The sequence below is a fragment of the Psychrobacter sp. ANT206 genome (assembly GCF_056880555.1).
In genome coordinates, this window is sequence record NZ_CP096271.1 from 289521 (window position 1) to 308406 (window position 18886).

At 42.1% G+C, this 18886-nt stretch carries 14 protein-coding genes and 3 tRNA genes; 14 read left to right on the forward strand and 3 right to left on the reverse strand.

The window, feature by feature from the left end; translation table 11 throughout:
- Window positions 1–4: 4 nt before the first annotated feature.
- Window positions 5–787 (reverse strand): thiazole synthase, encoded by a 783-nt coding sequence (locus M0221_RS01260; RefSeq protein WP_483284738.1) that lies wholly within the window; start codon window positions 785–787, stop codon window positions 5–7.
- A gap of 206 nt (window positions 788–993) precedes the next feature.
- On the opposite strand from M0221_RS01260, the gene gspE reads away from it, so the two are divergent.
- Window positions 994–2559, forward strand: a complete 1566-nt coding sequence (gene gspE, locus M0221_RS01265) for a type II secretion system ATPase GspE (RefSeq protein ID WP_483284739.1) — start codon at window positions 994–996, stop codon at window positions 2557–2559.
- A gap of 22 nt (window positions 2560–2581) precedes the next feature.
- Here gspE and M0221_RS01270 read toward each other — a convergent pair whose 3' ends face one another.
- Together M0221_RS01270 and M0221_RS01275 are read right to left on the reverse strand one after the other, a co-directional pair.
- Window positions 2582–3103 (reverse strand): RidA family protein, encoded by a 522-nt coding sequence (locus M0221_RS01270; protein ID WP_483284122.1) that lies wholly within the window; start codon window positions 3101–3103, stop codon window positions 2582–2584.
- Window positions 3104–3249: 146 nt separating this feature from the next.
- Window positions 3250–3969: a DUF4442 domain-containing protein gene (locus M0221_RS01275; RefSeq protein WP_149408921.1), complete on the reverse strand. Its 720-nt coding sequence runs from the start codon at window positions 3967–3969 to the stop codon at window positions 3250–3252.
- 248 nt (window positions 3970–4217) lie between these two features.
- On the opposite strand from M0221_RS01275, the gene M0221_RS01280 reads away from it, so the two are divergent.
- From M0221_RS01280 to M0221_RS01340, 13 genes are all read left to right on the forward strand, one after another.
- Window positions 4218–5714: an McrB family protein gene (locus M0221_RS01280; protein WP_483284123.1), complete on the forward strand. Its 1497-nt coding sequence runs from the start codon at window positions 4218–4220 to the stop codon at window positions 5712–5714.
- 12 nt (window positions 5715–5726) lie between these two features.
- A complete protein-coding gene (locus tag M0221_RS01285) occupies window positions 5727–7223 on the forward strand; it encodes an McrC family protein (protein ID WP_483284124.1) in 1497 nt (498 codons plus the stop codon).
- Window positions 7224–7471: 248 nt separating this feature from the next.
- Window positions 7472–7548: transfer RNA gene (locus M0221_RS01290), tRNA-Pro, on the forward strand.
- Between the two features lie 92 nt (window positions 7549–7640).
- Window positions 7641–7717: transfer RNA gene (locus M0221_RS01295), tRNA-Arg, on the forward strand.
- A gap of 40 nt (window positions 7718–7757) precedes the next feature.
- Window positions 7758–7833, forward strand: a tRNA-His gene (locus M0221_RS01300).
- Window positions 7834–8183: 350 nt separating this feature from the next.
- Window positions 8184–9119 carry an AraC family transcriptional regulator gene (locus tag M0221_RS01305; RefSeq protein WP_483284125.1) on the forward strand — a complete coding sequence of 312 codons (936 nt, stop codon included), beginning with the start codon at window positions 8184–8186 and terminating at the stop codon, window positions 9117–9119.
- 283 nt (window positions 9120–9402) lie between these two features.
- Window positions 9403–10491, forward strand: a complete 1089-nt coding sequence (locus M0221_RS01310; RefSeq protein ID WP_483284126.1) for a hypothetical protein — start codon at window positions 9403–9405, stop codon at window positions 10489–10491.
- Between the two features lie 83 nt (window positions 10492–10574).
- Window positions 10575–11777 (forward strand): type II secretion system inner membrane protein GspF, encoded by a 1203-nt coding sequence (gene gspF / locus M0221_RS01315; RefSeq protein ID WP_149408917.1) that lies wholly within the window; start codon window positions 10575–10577, stop codon window positions 11775–11777.
- A 515-nt stretch (window positions 11778–12292) separates the two neighbouring features.
- On the forward strand, window positions 12293–12826 hold the full coding sequence (gspG, locus tag M0221_RS01320) for a type II secretion system major pseudopilin GspG (RefSeq protein WP_474723366.1): 534 nt from the start codon (window positions 12293–12295) through the stop codon (window positions 12824–12826).
- A 305-nt stretch (window positions 12827–13131) separates the two neighbouring features.
- Window positions 13132–13656 carry a protein-disulfide reductase DsbD domain-containing protein gene (locus M0221_RS01325; RefSeq protein WP_483284127.1) on the forward strand — a complete coding sequence of 175 codons (525 nt, stop codon included), beginning with the start codon at window positions 13132–13134 and terminating at the stop codon, window positions 13654–13656.
- 59 nt (window positions 13657–13715) lie between these two features.
- The gene (locus M0221_RS01330; protein ID WP_483284128.1) at window positions 13716–15950 is read left to right on the forward strand and encodes a cytochrome c biogenesis protein CcdA; all 2235 of its coding nucleotides are present in this window, start codon (window positions 13716–13718) and stop codon (window positions 15948–15950) included.
- Between the two features lie 473 nt (window positions 15951–16423).
- The gene (locus M0221_RS01335) at window positions 16424–17842 is read left to right on the forward strand and encodes a phospholipase A (protein ID WP_483284129.1); all 1419 of its coding nucleotides are present in this window, start codon (window positions 16424–16426) and stop codon (window positions 17840–17842) included.
- Between the two features lie 42 nt (window positions 17843–17884).
- Window positions 17885–18727 carry a ComF family protein gene (locus M0221_RS01340; protein WP_483284130.1) on the forward strand — a complete coding sequence of 281 codons (843 nt, stop codon included), beginning with the start codon at window positions 17885–17887 and terminating at the stop codon, window positions 18725–18727.
- Window positions 18728–18886 lie beyond the last annotated feature (159 nt).

The window sequence follows — 18886 nt, forward strand, 5'->3', positions numbered from 1 at the left end:
AATACTACTGAAAAAAGTATCCCGTCTGTGGCGAGCTGGCAGTTGCCATTTTGCGCATCGGCATACGACCCGCCAAGAAAGCCTGACGACCTGCCCATACCGCATGTTTCATTGCTTGAGCCATCATCACAGGATTTTGCGCATTGGCAATGGCTGAATTCATCAGTACGCCATCACAGCCAAGTTCCATGGCAATCGCGGCATCAGAAGCTGTACCGACACCAGCATCAACCAATACGGGTACTTTCGCATTTTCAATAATCAAGCTTAATGTATGGCGATTGAGCAAACCAAGACCAGAGCCAATTAGACTACCAAGTGGCATAATTGCCACGCAGCCCATACTCTCTAATTCTTGAGCAACGATAGGGTCATCTGACGTATATACCATGACCTCAAAACCGTCATCAATCAATACTTTGGCAGCTTTTAGCGTTTCCATCACATTCGGATAGAGGGTTTTTTCGTCCCCTAATACTTCAAGCTTAACCAGATTATGCCCGCCTAATAGCTCGCGAGCAAGCTTACAAGTACGAATCGCCGTTTCTGCATCAAAACAACCCGCTGTATTTGGCAAAATAGTGTATTTGTTTGGTGAAATGACATCAAGCAAATTGGGCTCATTGCTATTTTGACCGATATTGGTACGACGAATAGCGACCGTCACTATCTCTGCTGCTGACGCGCTGATGGCGGCACCTGTTTCAGTCATATCTTTATACTTACCCGTACCGACCAATAATCGAGAAGAAAAAGTACGACTGCCTACCGTAAAAGTATCTTGCAAAAGGGGTGTCGATTGAGTGGCAGTGCTAGTGTTATCTGACATAACTGAAAATCCTAATGGCGAGTAAAACAAAATGCTATTATAACAAAATCATGCAATCTTACTTGCAGTCTTTTTGAGTTGAGCCAGTTAAGAATAATACATTTACCATGCTTTGATACAAGTTTTTTTCTGAGTTTTTCTTTATCTATTAGGTCGTTTTTATGATGCAACTGCCGTACAGTTTTGCAAAACGCCATCAGATTTTGGTTATTCTAGCCATTGATCCTGAGCTGCCACCGACATTGCTATTGACCAAGGTGACGCCGCTTTCAGCAATCAATGAAGCGGTGCGATTTTTACAGCAGCAAGGCATACGCGGTGTGCCAATATATGAAAGTGTCAGCTCGGACGATTTTGAGAAACGCATGAATGCCGCTTATGCAGGTAACACTGGCGAGTCACAGCATATCGCAGCTGGTCTTGAAGACCATCCTGATCTTGATAGCTTGGCAGATAGCGTGCCTGAAACTGAAGATTTGATGGATCAACAAGACGATGCACCTATTATCCGTCTGATTAATGCATTATTGTCCGAAGCGATACGTCTAAACGCCTCAGATATCCATATTGAAACCTTTGAAAAACGCTTGGTCGTTCGCTTCCGCGTCGATGGTGAGCTTAAAGAAATCATCACACCAAAACGTCAATTAGCGCCGTTATTAGTATCGCGTATTAAAGTGATGGCAAAACTGGATATCGCTGAAAAGCGCGTGCCGCAAGATGGGCGTATTAGCTTGCGCTTAGCGGGGCGCGAGGTTGATGTGCGGGTATCGACATTGCCGTCAAGTTTTGGTGAGCGTGTGGTCATGCGCTTACTAGATAAGCAAGCAGGTCGCTTGAATATGACTTATTTGGGGCTATCTGATAATGATTATAGTGAGCTTAAGCGCTTAATCCATCGCCCGCATGGCATTATATTAGTGACAGGACCGACAGGCTCGGGTAAAACCACCACGCTATATTCTGCACTAACTGATTTGAACGACCAAACCCGTAATATCTTGACCGCTGAAGATCCGATCGAGTTCCAGCTTGATGGTATTGGGCAAACGCAGGTCAATAACAAAGTCGATATGACCTTTGCTAAGAGCTTGCGTGCAATGTTGCGTCAAGACCCAGACGTGGTCATGGTGGGTGAAATTCGCGATTTAGAGACAGCAGAAATCGCTGTGCAAGCATCTTTAACAGGGCATTTGGTCTTATCAACCCTACATACCAACACCGCTATTGGAGCGGTTACGCGCTTGCAAGATATGGGTGTTGAGCCGTTTTTATTATCATCATCATTGATAGGCGTGGTCGCCCAGCGTTTGGTACGTACATTATGTACACATTGTCATGATTGGCAGCTGGCTGACCATGAACAAGCCAAATTGTTTACTGAGATTGGTATTCAATCAATGTCTGACAATATTGCAACTAACAATGTTGCTGATAATCTGACAGATAAAGCTATCAAGCTACCTAGAGCAGTCGGCTGCGATAAGTGTAACCAATCAGGCTTTAAAGGGCGAACAGCGATATATGAAGTGGTGCCCGTTGATGATGCGCTGCGACGCATGATTCATAGCAATACCGCTGAGTATGAGCTAGAAGAGTACGCCCGCCAAAAGACACCATCGATTCGTGCTGATGGTTTGCGTAAGGTAATCGCGGGACGTACGACGTTAGAAGAAGTGCTACGCGTGACCAAAGAAAGCGCCCTACTTGAGGACGCTTTGATTGTTTAGAGTAATATTTTAAGAGACATTTTTATTTGACAGCGATACATTCAACCTCAACGCTGGCACCTGCCGCTAGCTCTGCGACACCAAAAGCTGAACGGACGGGATAAGGCTTTGCCAGTTCAGCTTTATAGATTTTATTAAAGTCATTAAAATCGTCCATATCGGTGAGCATCACCATACACTTAACGATATCTGACTTTTGGTAACCGTATTTCAATAACGTGGTATTGATATTATCCATTGTCTGTTTGGCTTCAGCTTTAACACCGCCTTTGACCAGCTTGCCATCTTTAAAGCCAATCTGACCAGACATATACAAAGTATCGCCGACACGGACTGCTTCTGAGAAAGGATAATTGCCGCCGTCACCTAAAAACACAGGGCTAGACTTAGTCATAGTTGCTGCATGGTGTGTATGAGTTGAAGTTTTTTCGGGTGCAGCAGTGGCACTAACGGTAAATCCTAATGCACAGATACTGATAAGAAAAGCCTTGGATAAATTAGTAAGCGCTGTTTTAGAAATAGCTTTGGAAATCATTTTGGACATCATTGTCTCCTTATTATAAGTTTATAAATCACTGCTATACGAAGTGCGCTATAAAAATGCTTTAACATGGATAGCGCACTACTTTACGTATTCTTAATATATTAATTATCTTAAACAGCCTCATCATTATCAGCTGATTGATTGTCTTACTCAGTTTCTACTTTTGCGTCTGTTTCTACTTCTACTACTACCTTGGTATGAGACTCAGTATCAGCCTCTGCCGACTTTTCATTAGCTTTGCCTTGACGACGCGCTTCTAACTCAGACTTGGGTATCCAAGCCCATGTCATCTCGACTACGATTGGGTCGCGATCACTGTCCGACTCACGGTCATGAATGACACATGGAATAATCATTTCGCCTTTCGGAGTATTTAAAATATCTAAACGCTGCTCATCAGATAAGCTTGCGATGGCAGCCATTTGTCCTTTTTTAATCGGTCGATAGAAATTCACTGAATAAGACTTAATCAATAGTACACGATCAGCAGGTAAGTTTAAGCCTAAAATGAATCCCGTTGCCGTTTCAGCAAGCAAAGTAATGGCAACTGCATGGACGGAGCCGATATGGTTTTGGACCGCTTTGGTATTATTTAAACTGACCACCACTTGGTTTGGCTCGACCGTTTCATAGTAGATACCCGTTGTGCCCACATAAGGTACCACCTTACCAAATGCTTTCGATAAAATGCTCGAACGTGCACCAGCAGGTAAATATTTGGTGATAGATAACAGTTTGGTAAATTGATTGCTGATTGGTTTAAGCGTGCTATTGGTTTTTTCGACTGCAGGTTTTGTGTTCTCAGAGACTTTGGCTGGCAGTTTATTGGTCCGTTTGATCGGGAGTTTTTTTAATAATCCTGACATACAATATTCCTCATTTAAGTGGGATTTACAATGCTAATGATACTAGGGTTAAAAGGCTCATGGTATAAATGAGTCACCGAATAGGCTTTATGCTAGCAGCTATTTTAGTTATGGTACATTAACTGCTCAGTCGCTACTATTATTACCATGTACTGCTGCGCTTACAAAATAACAGTGACGTAACGGCATCTTAGGCGTTAGTAATTTAAGCACTGATACCATGTAAAGTGAGTAGCTATAATGATAAAATGCTAGCGCTTTTTTATACTTTTTTGCTGGATAATGTTATGCCTGATATGTGTGATGATAAACCGACCAATATTATTTATACGGGCGTCGCGGGTACTGGTAAAACCTACCGATTGCTCCAAATTGCTAAAGAATATACGGACTATCTGCCTAGAGCCAATAATGAGGATTTACTCAAGCAGTTATTGCAAGAATTGAACTGGCGTGATGTGGTGTGTTTAATATTTTTAGATTTTCAATCGCAAAAACAGGACTTAGTAAAAGTACCTGAAATCGTTAATCATGAGTTTTTTATCGCCAAAGCATTACAAAACGCACGTGAGAAAAATTTAAGTAATACAGCGTGGTCTGTACTGCAAATGCACAGTCCAACAAGCTCACAGACGGTTGCGTATAAAAATAGAGCCAGCCAAGCGTACTTTGATAAAGACCCTAGCGGTGCGTGGTATTTACTGCCTGACAGCCTGATGCTATTAAGCGAATTGTCAGAGCAATTGTCAGAATTTCAGCAGGCGCAGTATGATAATAGTGCTAGCCAAAATGAGAGCTTTAGCCAGCAGCGCTTTAGTATGGTCAGTTTCCATCAGGCATATGGTTATGAAGAGTTTGTCGAGGGCATTCGCCCGGTAATGGCAGCGTCTAATCAGTCGAATAACAGCTCATCTCAAATGAGCTACGCCATTACTGATGGCGCCTTTTTAAAGCTCTGTCAGCGCGCGTCAGATAATCCTCAGCAGCGTTATGCGATGCTGATTGACGAGATTAATCGTGCCAACGTCTCACGGGTTTTTGGTGAATTGCTCAGCCTTATTGAACCTGATAAACGAGCGGGTACGCCCAATGCGATGACAGTAAGTTTGGCATACTCTGGGCGAGCGTTTAGCGTGCCTGCCAATGTTGATATCTATGCCACCATGAATACCCAAGATCATTCGTTAGCGCCACTAGATATGGCACTGCGTCGTCGTTTTCGCTTTATTAACTGTCCGCCGCAGCCTGAGCTATTACCGATTATCAACCCGAATGAAGGATTAAAAATAGTCGACGAAGCAGAGTCCATCAATTTAGCCAAAGTATTAACGGGTTTAAATCATCGTATTAGCCAAACGTTAGGGATTGAGGCGCAAATGGGTCATGCATTTTTATTCTCCGTGCATAATCTTGAGCAGTTACAAATGACACTTACTGAGCAAATTATTCCACAATTAGCCCAAGCAGCTGGCGGGCAAGTGGCTGTCTTGCAGTATATTTTTAGAGATGAACAGCAGCCAATATCGGCGCAATTTATTCATGATAGTCAAACGTTAATACATAACGGTATGCCCACTCAAATGGCTAGCGAGAATGGTATAGCTTCTCAGAACTCCATGTTTTCAGGACAGCAATCCTATTTTACTCAATCTATAAATGCCGGCAGTTATGCAATTAATACTGACCTTATTGCCAATAATGGCAAGTTCACCCAGCTTGCCGTCTATCAGCGCTTATATCCATGAGGATGTTAATCGATGATAAATAAGGATAAACAAACTCAAAGCTCTGAAATGAATATCATGACGGTATTTGAACATCAGCGTTTAATAGCGTCTAATTTCTTGTACGACTCTGATTTTCAGTGGCTGATAACCCAAGAGCTGTCAGTATTTAGTATTAAACGCAAGCAAGGACAGTGGCAACTCAAGGTTGGACATTATATTGGCGTTATTGTACTGCCTAGTGGCATGACTCTTGAGATACTGCCAAAATTTATCGCAAACACTGCTAGCAACTCTATTAAGCAGCCATATCAGTCAAATGAATCGCCAGTAGATGCGGATATTGTACAAACCCGTCACTGGGTACAAAATATGCTGTCAGACCTAATGAACAGTAACGATAACAAATCGCCTCACAGCAAAAATTTTGGGCAATTCAGCAACCAGTTAACAATTCTGCCAGTCACCACATTGCCTTTATCAGATTGGCTCAGTATGCAGCTTTTGCAGCGTTTAACGAATTATCAACCGACCAAACAGTATCAAACCCAAATCCATAACCAAGCAGCACTGCAAGGTCGCTTAATCATAAAAGAGCAATTACGTCATAACAGTATGCAGCCACATAAATTCGTTTGTGAGCGCAGTGTGCTGAGCCAAGACATGCTAGGCAATCGCATGATTAAGAGTGCATTGACGCTGCTGACGCCTTTGCTAACACAGTCAAACCTTCTTTATTATCTACAGCCATGGCAGCACGTGTCTGAGCTGCACAAATATGAAAGGCAGCAGTTGCAGCCCGTATATCAGCAGGCAAAGCGTGAGCTTGCCATTCAGCCGCTGCAAGCAAAGCAATTACAAGCCGCTCAGCAACTGATAGATTTCGCTTATTGGCTGCTTAGTCAATCAAATATGGAAATCGGTCATAGTATTAATGCACCAAAACCATTTGGTAGTAGGTCTACACCGCCACGCTTATGCTTACTGATAGATATGAATCAAGCGTTTGAGCAATGGGCAAGTCAGCGTATCGCGTTGTCTTTTCAGCAATTGAGCGACGACTATAAACCATTATTCCAAGCGCAACGTGTTTGGCTTAATGATGCAGAAGGGCAGGCGTGTTTGTCTATTCGTCCTGATTTATTGATTTACCGCCAGATGCGTTCGAATACTAAAAATAAAGAGAAGCATGATGATGCTTTACCAATAAAGAATTTAGGAGCAAATCCATCATCAGAAAAGCAAGCAGGTCAATATAGTCACGTGATCGATATTAAATGGAAACCTTTAGCGCATGCCAGCGCCATTATTGCCAGCGACGCTTACCAACTGAGCAGCTATGCGCAGGCTTATCAAGCAGAGCGAGTCTGGCTGGTATATCCAGTGCAAGACAATCAAAGACGAGCGGTTGTACTAAAGCAAGATACTCAGGACATATACAATAGTGAAAATGCAGCCTATGCTCAGTTATGGCTGATACCTTTTAATGTGCGCACAGGTACGATAAACACTGACTTGCTTCTGATATAAGATTTAGTATAATATGCGCTTAGCTCATGAGGCACTATGTTGAGTAGCGCTTGTTGTCGACGCTTAGTTTATAAGAAATAAGCCTTTTTTAAATAATTTAGCAGTTATTTCAAATTAATTAAAAATAGGTGTTGACACCATCGGCGTTTCCCCTTAATATGTGCACCTCGATAGCAAGGAACGTTAGCCAGTTAGTGGCATTGCCAACAACCAGTTAATCAACAAACTATCGTGTTAATAGAGAATTTCGGAGTGTGGCGCAGTTTGGTAGCGCATCTGGTTTGGGACCAGAGGGTCGTAGGTTCGAATCCTATCACTCCGACCATCTATTTAAGAGCCTTACAGGCTTTTTTTTATGTATAATGGTTTGGTTTCTTGTATATCAAGCGGACCAAAATATGTAAAAGTCCTCTAAGAGCGCCTGTAGCTCAGTTGGATAGAGCATCTCCCTTCTAAGGAGGTGGCCGCAGGTTCGAATCCTGCCAGGCGCACCATTTAGCCTGCATATATTGCTGAATTTTGGCAACAGTTATGGCGGTTGTAGCTCAGTTGGTAGAGCCCCGGGTTGTGATCTCGGTTGTCGTGGGTTCGAGTCCCATCAGTCGCCCCATTTTTTTGCTGTATCCCTTCTGTTTATATTCTATATTAAAATCATTTAAAAAAACCCGCTGCCATTTTTGGCATTTTTTTGTACCTGTCTATTTTATATCTTTTTGCCTCTGTGATAGTCCTAAATCTTTTAAATCGCTCATGATCTAACAGTCTACTGGCGTTTTTTATCATTTTTTCTTATGATACATCTTGTGTAATAAGGGCTTTATAAACGTACATTAGCTGTACTGTCAAAGAAAAATTCATCTCAGTAGCACTATATTTTTAAATAAAATCGATCCTCATATTAATGCGATTTTTTTATTAAAGTGGCGCGTTATTGAGCAGCTGTTATTGAGGAAATGGTTAATGGACGCATTAAGCGTGTTACTACAAAATGTGCATTTATTCGATACGAAATACTATCGCTTAAATGGTACAGGCAATTGGTCTTACTCACTCACTAGACAAGATACGATTGTGTTTTATTTGGTGATGTCTGGTAGCTTTTGTATTGATATGGGCAGTGGACTCAGAGAAGCGCATGCTGGCGACATTATTATGATTCCTAGCTCGCACAATCATGTCAGTTACGCGCTCAACCATCATGGTGAGAGTGCCAAACCTTTGGATGAGTTGCTTACTAATTGCACGGAACAAGTGCTTGATATTCAGGGCGATGGTGATGCCCAATCATCTTTGATACTGATTGAATGCAAGTACGATAAAGAGATGATTCGTCCTTTATTATCAGTGCTACCAACGATATTGCCTGAAATTAACGATGAATCTGATGGTCGGTTCGAGGTGATTGATGTTGAGATTCGACTGCTGACGTTAGAAGCTGAGCATGAGCGGATGGGTAAGACGGCGATTATCAATCATTGGGCAAGTATTATGATGATTGAGTGTTTGCGGGTTTATATCGAAAGTTTGCCTGAAGCCACGGACAGTTGGCTAAAAGCCATGAAAGACCCATTTTTAACCAAGGCATTGGTCGCCATGCACGAAAATCCAAGCCAAAACTGGACCATTCATGAGCTTGCTGAAGTTGCAGGTATGTCACGCTCGAGTTTTGCGCAGCGTTTCAAAGACGTAGTTGGTATGCCGCCGTTGACCTATCTGATTGACTACCGTTTGCGTCTGGCGGCACGTTATTTGCGCTTGCAGCAAAATAGTATCAGCCGTATTAGTGAGCTAGTGGGTTATGCCTCAGACTCAACCTTTAGCCAAGCCTTTAAGCGCGTGTATGGCATATCGCCAAAAGCGTACCGCCAGCAATATCAAAAACAAAACCTTGCTTAGCTGCTACTTCACACATAAATAGTCATCCAAGCTGTGTGATATTTTCTAAACTGAGTCAGTGATATAATAGCGTCTATCTGATACTAATTTTTCATCATTAGCATTTCGATCTTGCACAGCTGACAATGAGTGTAGGTTAAGGTACTATGGAATGACAATGAAGTAATAAGTCGCCTAGTTGCGACGGTGTTTTAGCGACCTATATTTTATGCTTATATATTACGGTCTATCCAGAATATAGTATGACTTAGGTGATGTTTATTTTTGCAGCTGATGGTGTTTTATGACTGAACCGACCGCAAAACCAAGCGTAAAATCAAATGATCTACAAGATTCTTCTGCGTCTATTAATCATAAAGACAAACTTAATAGCAGAGTCAAAGCTAACAATAATCAGCATGACTCAAATCTTCAGCAGGAAAATAGCGCACAGGCAGGTATGGCTATTCGGCTTGATAAAGCGGCATTATTAGCATTATTTGTTTTGCCAAATGCGGATGGCAGCTTGACAGAGACTAGCTCTGCTAATATAAATAATGCTAATCATACTCTGATAAACCAAAGCTCATCTATCTCTGCAAGTGACAGTAGTATTGCTACTCAGCGCGTGGCACTTTATCGGGCGCAGCATGAGCGCACGCAGCAATTATATTTGGCTTCTGCTGCTATCCGTCCGACTTACCTTGTACATACCCTCAAAACACAATTTGCCGAATACCAGCAATATTTGCTTGCACAGCAGCTGGATAAACGCGGTTTGATGGATACGGATGCCATTGAGCGCTTATGGCAGCAGCTGCATGTGGTCGATGACATCATCGAAGATATTGTACGCCATATGCCAGCTCAGCAACCTGCAGGTTGGCAGTTGACAACACAGGATGGACATAATCCATTATGCTTTGCCACCGTCGGCAAGCTAAAGCATAATAAGCCTATCTTTGATCAAGGCAGTTTGAACAGCTATGTGCTCGGGCACTTTGGCGTCAGTAGCTTTACTTACGATCGTGGCTATTATATAGGACATGTGGTTGGCTATTTATTCAGCTGTTATTTTTGCGCCCATTTATCTATTACCTATGGCGTGACAGCACTTGGTCAGGATGTGGTGAGTGACTATCATTATGCTAGCCTTGAAACCCCGCACATGGTCAGATTGCTACAAGGTTTAGACGGTTATTGTAAAAAACGTATTTATCAATTGGCGGTCATTTGTGCACGTCTCAGTGTGTTTGCCAGTGATAAGCGCATTGAGCGTATGCTGATCGCTGAAGTCAATGATTTTGATAAAAAGCTACAACAACAGCATTTAGATGTTCTATTATTGCAAGGCTTGATGCCGGATAGTAACGATTCTACGCCGCTTCTTTAAGTCGTCTATTCTTTTAATAAGCCAACTTTTCAAATCTTGATCCATCCTCTTTTACTCTTGACCGTCTTAGGATATCCGCTGCTATGCCCGCTTATCATTATAAAGCGCTTGACGATCGTGGCGGCATCCAAAAAGGCTTGCTTGAAGGTGATTCTGCGCGGCAAGTACGCCAGCAGCTGCGTGATAAACAATGGACGCCTGTCGAAGTCAACGCCGTCAATGATAGGCAAAGTCAGCATAAAAGCCGCTATAAAAAACCCTCTGCTTATGAGCTGGCACTGCTTACCCGTCAGCTATCTGTATTACTTGCTGCTGGTATTCCGTTAGAGGAAACCTTGGCAGCTGTCGCCAAACAATCGCCAAAAACCCATATCAAATCTTTGATGCTTGCCGTGCGGTCGCATGTCCTAGAAGGTCTCAGTTTGGCGCGCGCTTTGCAGCAAGCGGCGAGCTTTCCGCCATTATATATCGCTACCATTGCAGCTGGAGAAAAATCTGGTCATTTGGATTTGATCTTAAATCAGCTTGCCGATTACACCGAAAATCGCTTTGCCTTACAGAAAAAAATACAAGGCGCTATGGTTTATCCCATCGTGCTGATGGTGATGGCAGTTGGCGTAATTATGGGGTTAATGAGCTTTGTAGTACCAAAAATTGTCAAAGTGTTTGAGCAGTCCGAACAAGCTCTGCCTTTAATTACCCAAATTGTCCTTAGCTTATCAAATATTATTACCCAGTGGTGGTGGCTGATGCTGCTGGTGTTGGCAGGAACGGCATTTTTATTCTATCGCTTTGCTCAGACGCAAGCGGGCAAGCTTGCCATAGATAGTGCTGTGCTAAGATTGCCTATACTGGCACGCTTATCGAAAGGGTTGAATGCGGCGCGCTTTGCCAGTACGCTTGCGATATTGGTGCGCTCTGGTGTGCCATTGATTGAGGCGCTCCATATTGGCGCTGCGGTCACCACCAATTTGCATATTCAAAAAACCATCATTACTGCTGCGGATAGAGTAACAGAGGGTTCAAGTCTGTCGAGTCAATTAGACAAATCGCCCTATTTTCCGCCGATGATGGTGCAAATGATTAAAAGTGGTGAAAACTCGGGCGAGCTTGAAAATATGCTTAGCCGTGCTGCCAATATGCAAGAGGCAGAAGCCACCAATTTTATCAGTACCTTGTTGTCATTACTTGAGCCTTTAATGCTGGTGCTGATGGGTGTAGTCGTCATGATTATCGTAATGGCGGTGATGCTGCCAATTGTGAATATGAATGACTTGGCTGGCTAGTTTTTATTAATCTTAAACATACGCTCCTGTTAGTAATAGTTGTTTTATCACCCGTATACTTAACGGCATTTCTGTTTCTATACTTTCTGTTTTCAAATACAGCTTCTATACTTCTGATGTTTTGGTTCATTTTTTTACTTATATTCTAATAATTTGACTTCAAATTTGGCTACGTTTCTTAAGTTTTGCTTACTGTTGTATATTATTGACCGACCAACGCTTTTACTGTTGTCAAATCTAACCTTGCGTTATAGTAAGTATCAGTTATAAGTAACAGTCAAACGCTATTTCAAAAGGTTAGCTATCATAGATTATTAATAACACATTGATCTAAATGACAACCTGCCTTCAATGCTGGATAAAAGTAAAACCATGGTTTATAGTAATAATCGTTTCAGTGCTCCTTAAGACACTGTAAATATGCCTGTTGTGAATGTGACGATAAAGGTAACTTAAACGCCATTTTCATTATTTATATAACCTTGACGCGAAAAGCGATGCCAGAAGCGATGACTATGACTGATAATATTCGAGTAAGTACGATTTCACCAAGTGATATGGATGATACGCTAGAGTGTTTAGCGGCAGCGCAAAGTCAGAAAGCTGTTGCTTTATCAAGCACTCAGCGCGTAAGCAATCTCCAATCAGGATTTACCTTGATTGAAATCATGGTGGTGATTGTGATTTTGGCCATTCTTGCTGGTCTAGTGGTGCCAAAGGTGGTCGGACAAAGTGATAAAGCACGGGTTAAAACCACTGAAACAGCGCTATCAACAGTATCAAATGCGCTAGATATGTATAAAGTAGATAATTCACGCTATCCAACGACGGCTCAAGGTTTAGAAGCACTCACCACGCCACCAGCGGAAGCTAAGAACTATCCTGACGGTGGTTATATTAAAGGCGGGTATCCAACGGATGGTTGGGAAAACGAGCTGCAATATGTTGCCCCGGGTAGTGAAGGTCGACCTTATGATTTATTTTCTCTAGGGGCTGATGGCGAACAGGGCGGAGAAGGGCAGGATGCTGATCTTTATGCTCAGCTATAAGCTCTAGCCTACTCAGTTATTTAGGTATTGTTTGCAAGCGATACCATGATAAATACCTTGGCGCTAAAAGCATCTTTAATGAGACTAATATATCAACCAATAAGACGTTATTGGTTGATATTTTTTATGACTATCGCTAACTATAAATATCACTAACTTTAAATTCAGATAAGCGGAATCTTAACCCTGCTATTTATTATTAAAACGATTGACTATTTTCTATTGATTGTAAAAAAACAGCTGTTCTTCTAGTAATCCGAGGTAATCATATGTCTATTGAAACATCAAAATCGAAATCAATTATCATGAATAAACAATCAACTAAGAAGCCTTATTTGCTTGCTATAACAGCCACTGCTTTGATGACTACTTTGTCAATGACGTCTGTTGCGACTCAAGCTGCAGGTCTGGGGGAATTGTTTAGTAGTAATAGTGCTCAGCAATCAAAATTTTTGCCCGTTGACAAGGCGTTTCAAGTGACTAGCAGTACCAAAGCGACCACTAAAGGCACGCAGTTATCGATCGCTTTTGATATCACACCAGGTCATTACGTGTATAAAGATAAGCTGACCTTAAGTTTTCCAAAAGGTATCAATGCGTCGCCATTTACCTTTAGCCAATCGCCGGTTTCTATTGATGATCCAACTTTTGGCAAGGTACCCGTATTTACGCAAAAGACCGTTGTAGCAACGACTATGATGACGACCAAAAATGGTAAAGCGGCAAAGAATGTGCCGGTTGTGATTGGTTGGCAAGGTTGTGCTCAAGCTGGACTATGCTATCCGCCAGAAAAGGTTAAAACCACGTTAAACATTGCAGTCAAACGTTAGTCGCCAATAGATAGCGCAAATAGGTTGATTTATATAGTCGTTATAACAGGTAGTCCTTTATGTCCATCAAGACAGTAAAAAGCATTTCGTCATTTAAAGCGGTATCCACAAGAAATCAGTCTTCAAAGAATTTGCCAGCAGTTGTAAATAAAGTGCCAAAGAAGTCATATCTGCTGGCATTGACTATAGCGAGTAGCTCGTTATTTGCAGGATTGACTGCGACGACTATGACGACGCAGGCAGCAGGATTGGGCGATCTTTTTAGTAGCAATCAAAGCGCTGGACAATCGAAATTTCTGTCAGTGGATAAAGCCTTCCAAGTCACGAGTAGCAGTAAAGCTGTCAAGGCTGGCACTCAGTTATCGATTAATTTTAATATCACTCCAGAGCATTATGTTTATAAGAATCAGCTTAAACTCACTTTGCCTGCTGGAGTTACGGCGGCACCGTTTACTTTTAGTCAAACGCCTGTCTTAATTGATGATCCAACTTTTGGTAAAGTGCCAGTATTTGATCAAAAAAATATGGTAGCCACTACTACTTTGAGTATTAATGGCAAGAGCATTGACAATGCAGCGGTGGTGATTGGTTGGCAAGGCTGCGCCAAAGCCGGACTTTGCTACCCGCCTGAGAAAATAAAAACCACTGTCGATATCGTTGCAAGCTCGCCGCAAGCTGTGGTCAATACGACAAGTAATGTCACTGGTGTTGCTAAAGGCGATGTCAATCAAGAGACTATTACTAATGCAAATTCGGTAAATAATAGCAATAGCGTCACAACATCAGAGGCACCAAATGCCACAAGTATAGACAGTACTGAGGCAATGAGTGCTGAAGCAGAGCAAGCGCTTGCAGAAGAAGATGAAGTCATTGATTATGCGTTGTTGGATGATGAGGCTTTAGATGGAGGGCTTGGCGCCACCAATACAATTTCTGGCGCTGATACACCATTAGCAGATAATGCTGCTCCGACAAATGATACGCTAGCTACCGCAGATAATTTGGCTGATGGCGATCCGTTTGGCTTAGCCAAGCATCCTTGGTTGGCATTAGGGTTATTGTTTTTGGCAGGGCTTGGCTTAGCGCTTACGCCGTGCGTACTACCTATGTTACCTATCGTCGCAAATATTGTCGCCCGTCAGCAAAATCCAACGGTTAAAAAAGGTGTCATTTTAACGACAAGTTATGCGATTGGGGTGTCGATTGCTTACGGGATACTTGGTGCTGTCATTGCTGTATTTGGTGAGTCACTCGGCATTATCGGCTGGCTACAAAACCCAATCATCCTGATCAGTTTTGCAGTAATATTCGTTTTGTTAGCCCTTTATATGCTGGAAGTATTTACCATTCGTTTGCCGCATTTTATCAGTAGTAAGATGCAGCGCTTAAGCCAAGCAGGCGATAGTAAGCTCGGTAGCGCTGGTGGCAGTTTAGCTGCTGGATTTTTATCAGCATTGGTAGTATCACCTTGTGTTTCTGCACCATTATTTGGCGCTTTGCTTGCTGTCTCAACGATTGGTAATCCGCTATTGGGTTTTGCTGCCCTATTTATGCTAGGCTTTGGCTTGTCAGCGCCACTGATTTTGATTGGTGCTACCCAAGGCAAAATTATGCCAAAAGCAGGCGCTTGGATGAACTGGGTCAAGCAAGGTTTTGCCTTATTGTTATTTGCCGTAGCGTTACTATTAATAGAGCGGGTCTTTATATCGTCAGTAATGTTACTGGTATGGGCATTATGGTTTATGGTTGTGGCAACATGGGCATGGAGCTGGCGTGGTAAAGGTCGAATGCTATCGCAAGCCATCGGTTTGATAGCTGGTATTTGGGCTGCTACTTTAGTAATTGGTGCCGCACTTGGTAATGATGATAGCTTACATCCGTTAGCTTCATTAAGTGCCGCCCCTATGTTAGTGCAGTCAGCTAACGGTCAAGCTGGCGCTCAAAATAATGCGACGAATAACTCAGATGAGCATATCACTACGTTGGCAGAATTGGATGTTATCACTGCCGCCAATCCTAAAGTTTTGGTCGATTTGACCGCTGATTGGTGTATTGAATGTCGCATTATGGATAAGAATTTATTTACCAATCGTCCTGCACAAATGCAAGACTGGCAATTGGTACGACTCGATATTACGGAAACCACGGCGGATTCTAAGGCAATTTTAGCGCGTTATAAATTATTTGGACCACCAACTTTATTGTATTACCAAGATGGTCAGTTGGTACAAAAACAAGTGGGTGAGATTGGTCGTGCAGAGTTTGAGCAGACTTTGACGGCATTAAATAAATAATAGTCGTATCGGAAATTTTTGTTTTATTTCTTTAGATGCCTTAATACGATTCCTATAAAAAAGCCAACGCACTGTCATAGTATGTTGGCTTTTTTAATTTTTTCTCAGAAGAAGGTTTGCAGCACTCGATTAGTTGTATTTCGTGCTAAATAAATCAACATTACTTTAAGAGCATCATTAGTAAGACACTGATTAAAGGGTCCTTTTTTTATTCTATACTCATTATAAGCATTTGGTTTTATGCTACTTATATCTATTTAGCGCTACATTATGCAGCAATAAAGCTAGTATAGTGTGTACGTTTTCATTACAATAAAGCAACATTGCTAAATGCGCATTATTCAGCGTAACAGCAACCCTTTATCTCCAAGTTATATTGATTTTTTATGCCAGTTTAGCTTCAATGCTAATTGTTATATCAATCACCTCATATATTCTATTGACAGTAATGATCAGTTGAATAAAGGATATTTATGTTTTCCAATATTACTTCGCAGTGCCCCTCTGTAAATAAACTTGAAACGCCAAAAAAAATGATGCTCCAAACGACTAAATGCTCTCTACATATCGCTGTTGGTATAGCGCTCACTTGTTTCACAGTACAAGCTCAGGCTGCTGATACAGCTCAGGCTAAGAGCTTACAGCCTATAAATACCAGTATCGCTGTGCAAAATAGCAATGCAGTAAGCGAAGATTTTATCGCTCAGCAGGCTGCTCTGTTCTTTGAATGTACTCAAGTACAGACCAGTTCTGCCCGTTTGGCATGCTTTGATAAGGTTGCAGAACAAGGCAAAACGCCAAGTTATGTCACAAGTAAACAGCCAGTAGATTTGGCAAAAACGGTTATAAGTACGCTGTCAGGCAACCCTCAAGTCATACTGGCTGAAGAAACCAGTACCATTACTGCCAATGGCAATGTCATTGCTAAAAAGGTTTCGAGCAATTATCCTCAAGATATTGAAACAAAACCGCCCGCTGAGACTGAAAGTTTGGATACGGTTGGACTGACGCAAAGAGAAGCAGAGGTATTGGAAAGTGTCGGCGTGACTCAAGCAGATATTGAAAAATATACGCCGCTAAGCTTAGCGTATGATCTTGATAAAAACAGTGAACGTGGTACATGGACAGTCAGACCGTACCGTCCAACCTATGTTATGCCACTGTTTTATACCTTTGATCCTAATTTAAGCCCAAGTACACCCACTCGACCTCAACCGGAAAAACCTTTTACGTCTAATGACACTCGTAATACGGATCTAAAGTTTCAACTATCATTAAAGACTAAAGTTGCAGAAGATTTGTTTAATACCAATGCTGATTTGTGGTTTGGTTATACTCAAGAGTCGCATTGGCAAGTTTATAATGAAGACAATTCACGACCATTTCGTGCAACCGATTATCAGCCAGAGATATTTTTGACCCAGCCTGTGACAGCAAATCTGCCTTTTGGTGGACGACTGCGCATGCTCGGAGCAGGTGCTATTCACCACTCAAATGGTCAAGATGATCCATTATCGCGCTCGTGGAACCGTGCTTACGTGATGGCAGGGGCAGAGTGGGGTAAATTATCTGTCATACCGAGATTCTGGTTACGAGTGAACAATGAAAATGACAGCAGTGAAGACAATCCCGATATCGAAGATTTCATGGGTTATGGCGATATCAAGTTCTTATATGATTTGCCGAGTCAACAAAGCCTAAGTGGTACGTTGCGATATAATCCAGGCACCAATAAAGGCGCTGCGCAAATCGATTATATTTATCCTTTATCGAAAAATGTTAATGGTTTTGTGCAGGTATTCCAAGGTTATGGCGAATCTATCGTAGATTATAACTATGAGAATACTTCTATCGGCTTTGGTATCGTACTCAACGATTGGAAAGGGCTGTAATATTAGCGCTTTAAATATCGGTGCCTATAGTGACAGCAAGTCATGCGTCACTTAGCGCCTTATCAAGCCGGACTATGGCTGGCAGAGTATATAAACTTACGCTGCCAGTTATGTGCCGTTTATCGTAGTACTCCGCAATCACAGCTTTTACAAAATCCCTCCTCGTCAAACGCTCCATTATTCAGTCAAAACAGTTTATTAGCTGAAAACGCATCCTACTCTTTATCAAGTAGCCATTCTTCTTTTAGCAAAATCCGAAAGCAACTCTATAGCCGTTTTAGTAGTGGACTATTATGCGCCAGCTGCCATAGCAGTATTGCGTGGTTGCCCAAGCCATTTGAAGTCGATATTACTGCTGGCATGACGCTAACCATTCAAGCAGCAACTTACTATGACTATCCCATGCGCCAAGCTATTAGAGCCTTCAAGCATCATGAGGATATGACAAAGCTGCCGTTATTGTTACATGTAATACGTCAACTACCACGACCTCATGGTTGCCATCATGATAATAGTGTGATTGTCGCTATGCCAACGACCGATGAGCGTCTCATTAAACGTGGCTTTGATCCTGTCAGTATTTTGGCCGCGCATTTATCTAAGCATTGGGACATTCCTTTATGGCAAGGTATCAAGCGTATTGATAATACGGTCAGTCAGCAAGGACTCACCCGTGCCGAACGCTTGAGTAATCTAGACAATGCTTTTACTTTACTAGAGCCTTCTCCCGTTAAACGCCTTATCTTATTTGATGATGTAGCAACTACGGGAGCAAGTTTACAAGCCTTAGCTCGCCTTCTATCAATTTACCCTTCAACAACTCCTAACTCCAATAATAAATACTATCTGTGTGCTTATGCATTGGCGCATGGCAGCCAGTCATAGATGCTAATAAAACTTGTTAGCAACTACCATTATGTTGCTATTATGTTGCTAATATTTTACTCCCACGCTATATTAGCAATAACATAGACTATAAACATATTCTGTCTGTAGCCAATAGCTAGCCTGCTTTAAAGATAGAGAAGTAAAGTGTTTAAGCTG